The sequence below is a fragment of the Allorhizocola rhizosphaerae genome, assembly GCF_003426775.1.
Lineage (GTDB): Bacteria > Actinomycetota > Actinomycetes > Mycobacteriales > Micromonosporaceae > Allorhizocola > Allorhizocola rhizosphaerae.
In genome coordinates, this window is record NZ_QJUG01000022.1 from 17,470 (window position 1) to 29,117 (window position 11,648).

13 protein-coding genes are annotated in these 11,648 nt (G+C 68.7%); 7 read left to right on the forward strand and 6 right to left on the reverse strand.

All coding sequences use genetic code 11. The features are described from left to right. Positions 1-660 (reverse strand): DUF6766 family protein, encoded by a 660-nt coding sequence (locus tag DM816_RS06520; protein WP_117209235.1) that lies wholly within the window; start codon positions 658-660, stop codon positions 1-3. Positions 661-869: 209 nt separating this feature from the next. Here DM816_RS06520 and DM816_RS06525 point away from each other — a divergent pair, with 209 nt between their 5' ends. Next, complete coding sequence (locus DM816_RS06525; protein ID WP_117209236.1) at positions 870-2,228, forward strand: GH12 family glycosyl hydrolase domain-containing protein; 1,359 nt, start codon at positions 870-872, stop codon at positions 2,226-2,228. Positions 2,229-2,230: 2 nt separating this feature from the next. Here DM816_RS06525 and DM816_RS06530 read toward each other — a convergent pair whose 3' ends face one another. Both DM816_RS06530 and DM816_RS06535 read right to left on the reverse strand, forming a co-directional pair. Beyond that, on the reverse strand, positions 2,231-3,352 hold the full coding sequence (locus DM816_RS06530; protein WP_162907182.1) for a TolB-like translocation protein: 1,122 nt from the start codon (positions 3,350-3,352) through the stop codon (positions 2,231-2,233). 91 nt (positions 3,353-3,443) lie between these two features. Next, positions 3,444-4,250, reverse strand: coding sequence for an SGNH/GDSL hydrolase family protein (locus DM816_RS06535; RefSeq protein ID WP_246001650.1), 807 nt, complete (start codon positions 4,248-4,250; stop codon positions 3,444-3,446). Between the two features lie 97 nt (positions 4,251-4,347). Between DM816_RS06535 and ligD the strand changes: the two genes are divergently transcribed. From ligD to DM816_RS06555, 4 genes are all read left to right on the forward strand, one after another. Further along, a complete protein-coding gene (gene ligD, locus DM816_RS06540; protein ID WP_246001651.1) occupies positions 4,348-5,316 on the forward strand; it encodes a non-homologous end-joining DNA ligase in 969 nt (322 codons plus the stop codon). A 1-nt stretch (position 5,317) separates the two neighbouring features. Continuing rightward, positions 5,318-6,295, forward strand: coding sequence for a helix-turn-helix transcriptional regulator (locus DM816_RS06545; protein WP_170318789.1), 978 nt, complete (start codon positions 5,318-5,320; stop codon positions 6,293-6,295). Between the two features lie 281 nt (positions 6,296-6,576). Beyond that, entirely contained in the window at positions 6,577-7,068 is a 492-nt protein-coding gene (locus tag DM816_RS06550; RefSeq protein ID WP_117209239.1) for an Hsp20/alpha crystallin family protein, read from the forward strand. A 70-nt stretch (positions 7,069-7,138) separates the two neighbouring features. Then, positions 7,139-7,471 carry a helix-turn-helix domain-containing protein gene (locus DM816_RS06555; protein ID WP_117209240.1) on the forward strand — a complete coding sequence of 111 codons (333 nt, stop codon included), beginning with the start codon at positions 7,139-7,141 and terminating at the stop codon, positions 7,469-7,471. A 30-nt stretch (positions 7,472-7,501) separates the two neighbouring features. Here DM816_RS06555 and DM816_RS06560 read toward each other — a convergent pair whose 3' ends face one another. After that, positions 7,502-7,945: a hypothetical protein gene (locus DM816_RS06560; protein WP_162907183.1), complete on the reverse strand. Its 444-nt coding sequence runs from the start codon at positions 7,943-7,945 to the stop codon at positions 7,502-7,504. A gap of 74 nt (positions 7,946-8,019) precedes the next feature. Between DM816_RS06560 and DM816_RS06565 the strand changes: the two genes are divergently transcribed. Continuing rightward, positions 8,020-8,541, forward strand: coding sequence for a GNAT family N-acetyltransferase (locus DM816_RS06565; protein WP_117209270.1), 522 nt, complete (start codon positions 8,020-8,022; stop codon positions 8,539-8,541). Between the two features lie 99 nt (positions 8,542-8,640). On the opposite strand, the gene DM816_RS06570 is transcribed toward DM816_RS06565, so the two are convergent. Then, positions 8,641-9,915, reverse strand: coding sequence for a YibE/F family protein (locus DM816_RS06570; RefSeq protein ID WP_117209242.1), 1,275 nt, complete (start codon positions 9,913-9,915; stop codon positions 8,641-8,643). 157 nt (positions 9,916-10,072) lie between these two features. On the opposite strand from DM816_RS06570, the gene DM816_RS06575 reads away from it, so the two are divergent. Beyond that, positions 10,073-11,062 carry a coiled-coil domain-containing protein gene (locus DM816_RS06575; RefSeq protein WP_117209243.1) on the forward strand — a complete coding sequence of 330 codons (990 nt, stop codon included), beginning with the start codon at positions 10,073-10,075 and terminating at the stop codon, positions 11,060-11,062. Between the two features lie 57 nt (positions 11,063-11,119). Here DM816_RS06575 and DM816_RS06580 read toward each other — a convergent pair whose 3' ends face one another. Further along, complete coding sequence (locus tag DM816_RS06580) at positions 11,120-11,644, reverse strand: hypothetical protein (protein ID WP_162907184.1); 525 nt, start codon at positions 11,642-11,644, stop codon at positions 11,120-11,122. Positions 11,645-11,648 lie beyond the last annotated feature (4 nt).

The window sequence follows — 11,648 nt, forward strand, 5'->3', positions numbered from 1 at the left end:
TCACTCGCCGGTGTGGGCGTGGGTCGCGGTGACCGGTTTGGACTGCGACGAGCCATGCTGGCGCAGGAAGATGCTCAGCACGATGAGCGCCCCCACGGCGAGGAACTCCGACTGCCAGTTTTGCATGGACTGGAACCAGAATTCGGAGGTACCGAGAAACTCCCACACCGTGACCGGCGGTGCTCCGGCCTGCATGGCCTGCTGCTCGTTGTACTGCGCGGTCCCGGCGAGCAGGTGCCCGAGGAACGACAGGCCGAAGATGCCGAACAGCGCGATGGACAGGCTGTTGCGGTAGACCATCTGCCGGAGGTCCTTGGCCCGTGACCACTTCGGCGACCGGCTCGTGGCGTTTTCGGGGTAGTCCTTTTCGCGGTCCTTCTGGCGCAGCGGCTTGGACTCGGGCGACCCGCGCTGCACCAGCCACGCCGTGAGCAGCACATAGGAGCCCATCTGGAGGAACTCGGACTCCCAGTTCTCGAACATGGCCTCGCCGAAGTGGCCTGTGCCCAGATATTGCCAGTAGCCAATGGTCTCGCGGCCGCCCTGGACGAGCTCCTCATTGTGCACATGCCAGCCGAAGACGCTCTGCAGGACAAGGAAAACCACGAAGGCGGTCAACATGACGAGCGAGAGCCCGTTGAACCACAGCCAGCGACGCATGCCTCATGATTCCCCCGAAAGCGCGACGCTCAAGCGCGCTTGCCGGAGCGTACTTGCCAAAGGGCCTTGAGCAACCAAAAGCACTGGTTGTTTACAAGCATGTTAATCGATGGCTATGGTGTGTGTGGAAGCGCTCCCACACATGTTGCACCCCCTCCCGAGTGGATCCTCCCTGCCCAAGGAGTGACATGCACACCAGGAAAAGACTCATGAGGGCGGCCGCCGCGACGCTGCTCGCGATCACCGCCACCGTCGTCGGCCTGCTCGCCGCCCAACCGGCGCAGGCCGTGGTCATCTGCGAGCAGTTCGGCACGACCGTCGCCGGCAGCTACATCATCCAGAACAACCGCTGGGGCACCAGCGCCACGCAGTGCATCAACACCACGAGCAACGGCTTCACCGTCACCCAGCAGGACGGCCAGGGCAACACCTCCGGCGCACCGGTGTCCTACCCGTCGATCTACCTGGGCTGCCACTACAGCAACTGCAGCCCGAACTCCCCGCTGCCCAAGCAGATCAGCACCATCGGCACGGCCAACAGTTCGATCGGCGTGAGCTACCCGTCGAGCGGCACGTTCAACGGCTCGTACGACATCTGGCTCAACGCCGACACCAACGTGTCGGGCGTGCAGGACACCGAGATCATGATCTGGCTCAACCGCCAGGGCAACATCCAGCCCATCGGCTCGCAAACCGGCACGGCGAACATCGCCGGGCGCGGCTGGCAGGTCTGGACCGGCAGCAACGGCCAGAACAACGTGGTGTCCTACCTGTTCACCGGCTCGGTCATCACGAGCTTCAGCTTCGACGTGATGGACTTCATCCGGGACACGTTCACCCGCGGCTCGCAATACGGCACCTCGGCCTGGTACCTGACCAGCATCCAGGCCGGATTCGAGCCGTGGAGCGGCGGCGTCGGCCTCGCGGTCAACTCGTTCTCCGCGTCCGTCACCAACTCCGGCGGCACTCAGCCGCCCGGCACCCCCGGCACGCCGACCACGTCCAACGTGACGTCCAGCTCGGTCACGCTCAACTGGGCCGCCTCGTCCGGCACGGTCAACAGTTACCTGATCGAGCGCGCGACCGGCGCCACGAGCACCAGCTTCACCCAGGTCGGCACGTCGTCGTCGCCGAGCTTTACCAACAGCGGCCTGGCCGCCAACACGACCTACCGGTACCGCGTGCGCGCCCAGAACAACGCGGGAACCTCCGGCTACTCGGGCATCGTGAACGTCACCACCACGTCCGGTGGCGGCGGTGGCGGCTGCACCACGACCGCCACGCCCAGCAGCCAGTGGAACAACGGTTACGTGATGAACGTGACCGTCACCAACACCGGCACCAGCACGCTCAACGGCTGGACGTCGACGGTGACGCTGCCGTCCGGGCACGCCCACACCGGCTCGTGGCCGACCGCCGCGACCGTCAGCGGCCAGACCCTGACCCAGCGCAACCAGAACTGGAACGGCTCGCTCGCGCCGGGTCAGTCCGCGACGTGGGGCTTCCAGGCCTCGCGCCCCAACGGAAGCACCCAGCTGCCGACGTCGTTCGGCTGCACAAGTCCATAGGACTAAACAGTTTTGATGACCGACCGCAGGCCGGGCACCGCGATCTCGTGGGCCCGCCTGCGGGCCGGCCAGTCCAGCGCGACCAGCCGCTCGCCGAGGGCCGTCCACAGTAGACCGTCGGCACCGGATGCGAGGCCCGACAGCGGCGCGTCCAACTGCCAGTCCGCCGACAGGTCCGTCAGGCGTGCCCCGGCCCCGACCAGCAGTGGATAGCCGTGCGCGAACGCGTCGCCCGCCGAACCGGTGAACCGCTTGACGGACAACAGGTGCAGCCCTTCCAGGTCGATCTCGGCGACGGCTCCCGCGGCCGCGTTCACGGCGCACAGGTTGTTGCTCAACGCGAGCGCGTGCGCCTCGATCGGGGACTCGCCGAACGGGCTCGGCAGATCGATGCACATCGCCCAGCCCTCGGCCAGATGCAGCGCGTGGATGAAGGCGTGAATCCCGGGCGCGTCCGGCCGCACCCCGAGCAGCTGACCGGTGTGCTGGTGGTCGCCGCCGTGGGCGTAGAGGCTGAACAGGATGCCGCGCCGCGCGTCCCAGACCGCCTGCCGATAGTGGCCCCGCATGATTTCCTCGGCCTCGGCCGGTACCACACCTTTGCCTCTGATATTCAATCGTTGCAGCTCGCCGGTCCGCAGATCCAGCAGGCGCACGCGATACGAGTCGGGCTGGTGGTCGAGCACGTAAAGCTTGCTGCCGTCGGGGGAGAACGCCTCCGGCTCGATGTCGCCCGGCACGTCGAAGGCCCGATCCAGGCCCGCCACATGGATTTTCGTGGCCTTGCCGGTCCGGCGCACCAGGGCCACGCGCTCGCCAACCATCGCGGACGGCTTCCACTCGCCCTCCACCTTGGACAGAGCGGAGCGTTCGTGCGAGGCGAGGCTCCAGATCGACAGCTGCGAATCGCGCAGCACCGCCAGCCCACCGTGGTCCACCGGAAGCACCGCCGGGCCCGGCTCGATCACCCACTTGCCGGTGCCCGCATCGACCACGCCCATGCCGTTGGCGTGTTTGACCAAAACCTTTTCCTTGGGGGTACCGGGTGAAGCCACCGGTTTGCACGCGGCCAGCACACCAAGCCCGACCGCCCCCGCCAGCACCTGCCGTCTCGTCGTCGTCATGCCCAGCACGAGTCACGCCGCGCCATCCCGGTTCCATCCGCCGCATGGGAGGGCGGCGGCGCCCTCCCATGCGCCTCTCGCTGTGGGAAGCTCAGCCGCGGAGGGCGGCCTCGACGATGCCGGCGTAGCCGACCTGGCCGTTGCGGTTGGGGTGGTAGGACTCGCCGATGGGCCACGACGTGCCGTTGATCCACTCGACGTCGTCGCAGACGGCGTGCCCGCTGTAGGCCGGGCGGGCATCCACGAACAGGATCCCGTTGGCCAGCGCGCGAGCCTTGGTCGTCTCGGCGAGCAGGTTCGCCGCGGAATTGAGCCGGGACTGCTCCCCGGGCGAGATGCGCGCGATCGCGTTGCACTCCTCGCCGTTGAACAGGCGCGGGTACCCGACGGCGGCGATGCGGGCGTTGGGTGCCCGGCCCTTGATGGTCGAGTAGAGCTGGTTCAGTTGGCCGGGAAGCGTGTTGCGGATGTAGTTCTCGGCCGCGTCGATCTCGTTCCAGCACGTGTAGGGCCACGGCTTCGCGCACTGGATGATCACCGAGGTCCAGCCCAGGTCGTTGCCGCCCGCGCTGACCGTGACATAGGCCGTGCCCGCGTTGAGGCTGCCCAACTGTCCACTGAGGATGCCCGGGATCTTCGCGCCCGAGCACGCGGCGAAGGTGAGCGCGGCGCCGAGGCGAGCGGCGTCGATCACCGGGTAGGCGTGCGGTGAGCGTTGGCAGCCACCGCTGTCGGAGTAGTACTCCCGGGTGCCGACGCCGGAAGAGTAGGAATCGCCAAGGGCCGTGTAGGCGGGGGCGGCTGCCTTGACCGGGCTGCTCAGGCCGAAGGTGACGACCATCGCTAGCACGGCGGGCCAGGCGATGCGGCGATAGACGGACATGGCGGGGGTCTCCATTCCATCGATGTTGATTTGTGTCCGATCAGGATGAGAGAGATCAGGTCATCTGTCAATACACCTCCCACCTGGGGTCTACATGCGACATGATCTGTACGTGGTGCCCTTATTCCGGCCGATGCTCGCGACCCTCGGGAAGCTCCCGACCGGGCCGCGGTGGAGCTTCGAGTTCAAATGGGACGGTGTGCGCGCGATCGTCGGCGTCACGCCCGACTCCGTGCGCGCCATGTCGCGCAACGACATCGACATCACGCCCAGCTATCCGGAACTGCTGGGCCTGCCGGCGCAGCTGGGCAAGCGCCAGGTCGTGCTCGACGGGGAGCTGGTGACCCTGGACAAACGCGGCGCCCCGTCTTTTGGGTTGCTGCAGCAGCGCATGCACGTGCGCAGGCCCGATCCTTCGCTGGTGGCGCGGTTTCCCGTGCTGTATTACGTGTTCGATCTGCTGTGGATGGACGGGGAGACGCTCACCGGGTGGTCCTACGCGCGCCGGCGCGCGGCCCTGGAAAAGCTGCGCCTGCGCGGGACGTCACCGATGTCCGTGCCGCCGCGCTTCCCCGGGCCGGGGCAGGACGTGCTCGAAGCGGCCGGGGCCAACGGGCTCGAAGGGGTGATCGCCAAGTCCACCGAGTCCGTATATGAGCCGGGCCGGCGGTCGCTCGCCTGGATCAAGACGCCGTTCAATCAGACACAGGAGGTCATCGTCGTCGGGTGGAAGGCGGGGGCCGGGCGACGCGAAGGGATGATCGGCTCGCTGTTGCTGGCGGCGTACAACGAAAAGGGAAAGCTGGATTTCCTCGGGCACGTCGGCACCGGGTTCACCGATGCCGCACTGGTCGACCTGAGCAAGCGGCTCGCGCCGCTCAAGCGGGCAACGTCCCCTGTGGACGGTGCGGAGGTGCCGCGGGAGCACGCCCGCCACGCCAACTGGGTGCGGCCGGTGCTCGTCGGGGAGGTCGAGTTCCGCAGTTGGACGCCGGACGGCCGGATTCGCCACGCGGCGTGGCGAGGCGTGCGCATGGACAAGAACCCCAAGGAGGTCCTGCGACCCTCGCTACCGTTGTGACGTGCGAGCTTCGCGGATGTTGAGCCTGCTTTTGCATCTGCAGGTACGAGGCCAGCTCAGCGCCGGCGAACTGGCGCGGTTGCTGGAGGTCAGCGAGCGTACGGTGCAGCGCGATGTCGAGGCACTGGTGGCGTCGGGCGTGCCGGTGCGCACCGTGCGTGGCCCCGCTGGTGGATACCGGCTCGCCGGCGGCTATCGCACGCGCCTGACCGGTGTCGGGCTCGACGAAGCGGGGGCGCTGGCGTTCCTCGGGCTCGCCGGTCCGGCGCAGCAGCTCGGGCTCGGCGAGATGCTCGAAGGCGCGCGGATGAAGGTGTGGGCGGGCCTGACCGGCGAGGCGCGGGAGCGGGCCGGGCGCACGGTCGAGCGGTTCCACCTCGACCCGGTGCGGTGGTATGGCACAGCCGAGCCGGTGCCGTGCCTGACCGAGCTCGCCGGCGCGGTGTGGCGCGATCGACGGATACGTATGCGCTATGTGCGCGGCGGGCGGGCCGTGGAGCGGGAGGTGGACCCGCTGGGGCTCGTGCTCGCGGGCGGCGAGTGGTATCTGGTGGCCCTGCGGGACGCGGACAGGCGCACCTATCGGGTGTCCCGGATCGCGGCCGTGGAGGCGCTGGACGAGCCGGTGTCCCGCCCGCCGGGGTTCGACCTCGCGCAGTCGTGGGCCGATGCGCGGCGGGAGTTCGAGGACGAGCGGGCGCGGGCGGTGGAGGTCACCATGCGCGTGGCGGCGCGGGCGCTGCCGCGGCTGCGGCGGCTGGTGCCGGTGCACGGGCAGGACCGCATCCCGCTGACGGCCACGGGGATGGTTGAGCTGACCGTCCCGTTCGACGACGACTACTGGGCGCTGGTGTCGGTGCTCAGCCTGGGCTCGGCCGTCGAGGTGCTCCGCCCGGCAGGGCTGCGACGGCGTGTGGCCGGCGAGGTTCGCGCGGCCGCCAGGCGGTACACCTTGAAATCTGCAGTGACGGAGATATAATTTCTGCAGTGAGTGGGTCACGGTTGCCAGGCATATTCTCGGCCGCAAGGGGGTGATCGCGCATGGGTTTGCTGGTTCCGTCCCACTATCACCGGCGCCGCCGCCATCCGGCGTTCCTCAGCCGGCCACCTTCGCGGCGCGACCGCCGGCGTGCGCCATAGCGCGGACCACGCGCCATAGCGCGGACCACGCGCCATAGCGCGGACCACGCGCCATAGCGCGGACCGTAAGACCCGATCAGCAGCTGACGTGTTGTGCAAACTTTGGGAGGTGTGTTGGTTATGCTGCTGCGTTTCGATCCGTTCCGTGACTTCGACCGGCTCACCAACGAGGTGTTCGGCGCCGCCCGCACCCCGGCCCTGATGCCGATGGACTGCCTGCGCACGGCCGAGCAGGTGATCGTCCGGTTCGACCTGCCGGGCATGGACGCCGACTCGCTTGAGGTCACGGCGGAAAACCAGACCCTGACCGTCAAGGCCGAGCGGACCCGCAAAGACCCGGAGGGCGTGACCTATCTGGTGTCCGAGCGGCCGTCGGGCAGTTACAGCCGCCAGCTCGTGCTGGGCGACGGGCTCAACACCGACGACATCAAGGCCGAATATCGCGATGGCGTGCTGACGCTGAAGATCCCCGTGGCCGAGCGGGCCAAGACCCGCCGCATCGAGATCACGCGAGGCGCCGGCCAGGGCGCGATCGACAGCCACGAGGGGCACAAGATGATCTCGGGTGAGAGCACGGCCGACGAGCTCAAGCCGGTTGGCGTCGGCACCTGATTCGGATCGATACCACGCGGGGTGCCCCCGGGCACCCCGCGCTGCCATCCTTGGGGAGGAGCGCCGCGGCATGGTCAGACGGGAGCCACACCGGCTCGACGACTCCGCTTACCCGGCCTACAGCATGGGCGCGGCGGCCGGAGCGCTGGGCGTGACACCCGCGTTCCTGCGCGCGATCGAGCAGGCGGGCCTGTTCGACGCGCATCGTTCGGGTGGTGGGCACCGGCGATACAGCCGCGACGACCTTGAGCGCGCCGACCGGGCACGGGCCCTGGTCGACGACGGCATGCGGCTGGACGCGGCCGTGCGCATCGTGAGCCTGGAGTACCAGCTGGCCGCGGCCAACACGATGATCGAAACGTTGCGCCACAGGCTCGCGCGGCAGGAGCCGCGGTCCGGGTGAGGCGGGCCCCGTTGCCGCGCGGCAGTTGACTTAGCCTTCGATTTGCACGCTGGGGGCGAAACGGGCGACGGCCGCGCGCACCTCGTGCGGCTGGAGGCGGTCGTCGAGCTGGTGGCTGACCCGAGTGCCGTCGGACAGCTGGACCAGCACGTGGTCGCGGCTGGGCGACCACGTGCCGCCGCCCGAGCGGTACAGGCCGACCAGGGTCACCGACCCCCACGGGATGGGTGTGTCATGCTCGCGGAAGCGGATGCCGTGCTCATTGATCTCGGCGAGCAGGCGGTTGCTGTCGCGGGCGCGCATACGCCAGTTGAGGATGCCGAAGCCCACAATGGACAGTGCCAGCACGGCGATCAGCCACGGGTCGCCCGCGAACATCAGCGCGAAGCACGGTATCGAGTAGAACACCGTGCTGCCGATCGCCCACAGCTTGTCGGCCCGCGACCACGTGACCCGGCGCACAAACGCATCCACGGATATAAGGGTCTCAGAGCGGGCCACCGTGCGGGAGGGGTGAGTGTGGCCCGCACGAGGGCTATCATCCGATGATGTTGGTCGTGCGCCCCACCGATGAGCTGAGCGGCGAGACGCTGGCCGAGATCCGGTCATTGCTGGACGACGCGTTCGGCGGCGAGTTCGACGAGCACGACTGGGAGCACTGCCTTGGCGGGCAGCATGTCCTGGCCTACTCCGGTGACCGTCTCGTGGCCCACGCGTGCGTGGTCGAACGGACCCTGCGCTGCGGCGACGTGCCGCTGCGCACCGGCTATGTCGAGGCGGTGGCGGTGCGGCCAGGCGAGCAGGGGCACGGGCATGGGCGTGCGGTCATGGCCGCGTCGGCGACGCTGATCGAGGACGGGTACGAGATGGGTGCCCTGTGCACCGGCAAACCCGCGTTTTATGAGCGGCTGGGTTGGAAGTTGTGGCGCGGACCGTCCTATGTGGATGCTGCCGACGGGCTGCGGGCCACGCCCGAGGAGGACGGCGCGATCCTGGTGCTGCCGGTGGCCGGGCCGGCCGACCTGACCGAGCCGATTGTCTGTGACTGGCGCGAAGGGGATGTGTGGTGAGGAACCTCGCGGCCAATCTCGCGCAGCGCGCGCGGCGGTTGCCGGATCGGGTGGCCGTGCGGCTCGACGCCGAGACGCCCACGCCGACCGTCGGCGAAGTCACCGCGGGTCGTCACCTTGAGGCACAGCCTCCGGTTCGAGGCCCCATGCGGACTCCAGCGGATCCGGGCGGCGACGACGCGGGCGTGGTGGCCGGAAACGCAAGCCAATGGGGCGGCCGCGCACGGCGAGGGCGGCCAGGGCCGTGGTGATGGGCACGGCCGCGATCAGGCCGATGGTACCGACCGCGCTGCGCACGATCTCCTGCGCGAGCTGTTCGCTTTTGAGCATTTGCAGCCAGCCGCCGTTGCTCTGCCCCGGCCCGGCGCTCAGCAGCAACAGCAACGGCAGCGAAGCGCCCGCGTAGGCGAGCACGATGGTGTTGATGACCGAGGTGATGTGCGCCCGCCCGACCCGGCTTGCCGCGCGGTAGAGCTCGGCGAAGCCCATCGCGGGGTTGGCCCGCGCCAGCTCGGCGACCGTGTACGACTGGGTGACGGTCACGTCGTCGAGCACCCCGAGCGCGCCGATGATGATGCCCGCGAGCAGCAGGCCCAGCATGTTGACATCACCGTATTGGATGGTCAGGAACGACGCCTGCTCGTCGGCGACCCCCGTCAGGTGCAGCGCTGCGGTGGTGAAGGCGGCCAGGGCTCCGGTCAGTGCGAGGCTGGCGAGCGTGCCGAGCACGGCCATGGAGGTTTGTGTGCTGAAGCCGTGTGTCAGATACAGCACGACCAGCATGATGGCCGCCGACCCGACGATCGCGACGAGCAGCGGCGGCTCGCCCTGCAGGATCGCCGGCACGATGAACGCGAGCAGCACCATGAAGGTCACGCCCAGTCCGGCCAAGGCCGTCACCCCGCGCCACCGTCCAAACGCGACAATGGTGAGGGCGAAAATCAAAACCAGGAGCCATATTTGGGTACCGCGTTCGTGATCGATGATTTCGTAGCGCGTCCCGGTCGGGTCGTCGAAGCTGTCTCCGTAGACGAGGATGACGCGATCGCCGGGCTTGACGACGGGCGCGCCCGGCCCGGACGGTAGCCGCGTGCTCACGATCCGTCCCGCATCGGGGCCGTCGTTGAGCCGCACGGTCACCTCGCCGCACACCTGCGCGGCCACGTCGGGCGCGGCCTCGTCCGGGGTGCACGCCCGCTGGTGCACCGTGACCACGTCGCCGGTGTGATGCGGTGGTCCCGTCCACGGTTCGGCCGCGATCTTCCCGGGCCACAGCAGGAGCAGCCCGATCAGGGTGAGCGCGGCGGCCGGGATCAGGACCGCGAGCGTCAGCCGTGTTGCCTTTTTGTCGTATTCGTGCGCATGCCCGGTCATCGCCGCCGAGCATATCCGATTTGATGTTTGCCCAGCTCACACGCCGTGCGAGGACGTGTTCGGGCGAAGAGTGATTGGGAGGTCACAGAATACCCGGGTAACGTAACCGCCCGTGACTCATACGGCGTACCCCCACCGCCGGCGTCATACGTCGTCGGTGACCGTCCTCGTTGGACTAGTGACGGCGTTGCTCGCACTACCCTCACCCGTCGTCGCCCAGCCCGAACCCGACGAGACCGGTTCGCAGGAGCTGACGACATTACGGGCAAACCTGGCCGCGGCGGCCGAAGGCTACATGAAGGCCGAGACCGAGCTGACCGCGTCGCAGGCCCGGCAGGCGGAGCTGCAGCAGCAGCTGACCACGGCCGAGGCCGACATCGCCCGGATCAAGGGCCGCGTCGCCGAATACGCGGCCGAGGCCTACCGCACCGGCCGCGTGGGGACCCTCGGCCTGCTGCTCGACCCGGGCGCCAAGGGCGACCTGCTTGGCCGCGCCGACGCCATCGACAAGCTCACCCGCAACGACTCTGACCGCCTGGCCGCTCTCGCCGATGCCAAACGACGCGCGGCCGAGGCCAAGACCGGCATAGACGAACAGGTTGCCACGCAGGCCGCCGCGCTGGACGAGATGGCCCGCCGCAAACAGGCCGCCGAGAAGGCGCTCGCCGCGGCCAAGGCGATCCGCTCCGCGCCCGTGTTCGACTCCGCCGGGATCCCGATCGCCAATCCGGCGCCGAGCAATCTCGGCACCGGCTGCTCGGAGGACGACCCGACCACGTCGGGCTGCATCACGCCGCGCACCCTGCACGCCCTCCGAGAAACCAAGCGCGTCGGCTTCTCGTGGTACGTCTCGTGTTACCGGCCCGGCGACCAATACGAACACCCCAAGGGCCGGGCCTGCGACTGGGCCGCGTTCGAGAACGGCTTCGAAAACCGTTCGGCGGGCGGGGCCAACAAGAACTACGGCGACCGGCTGGCCGCGTTCTACGTCAAAAACGCGAAGGCCCTCGGCGTCATGTATGTGGTCTGGTACTGCCAAATCTGGCAAGTCAGCACCGGTTGGCACCGCTACAACTCGGCCGGCTCCAATTGCGGCGACGCACCCGCCGGCGATCACACCAACCACGTCCACCTGTCGGTCTACTAGTGGGCCGGGCGCGGGCCGGTCACAGCGGCCGGCCCGCGACGAAAGGGTGGGGGCAGGTCAGCAGTTCACACCCACGCCGGGAGTCCCGGTGGTAAGGGTGATCGACGGGGGTTGGAAGCCGGGCGGCGCGACGAGCCGATGCCGGCCGACCGCGGCCCAGTAGGCCAGGCGCCCCTGGCAGATGTCGTACGCGGTCGAGACGACCGGTCCCGCATGGTTGAGCTCATAGGCGAGCGAACCGATGCCGACGAGGGTGTAGCCGTAGCCGTCCAGATAGCGATACAGCTCGGTCTGCGCGCTGATCTGGGCGATCGGCGCGTCACACCACGTCTGGGATTTCCCGGTCACCGCGCTCGGTGTGCCGGTGGAGTTGTGCGGGTGGTCGACGCGTCCCCAGCAGTTGATGACCTGGGTCACGCCGAGCCCCGTCTTTCTGGTGAAGACGAACGGAGCCCCGGCCACATTGCCCTTGTCCGCAGCGGCCGGCGCGGGGTGGGCCGCCTGGCTCACACCCGGAGCCATCGTCAGGACGCTGATGGCCGCAATCATCATGGCCGCCATCCGTCGAGCATGAATCCTCATGGCG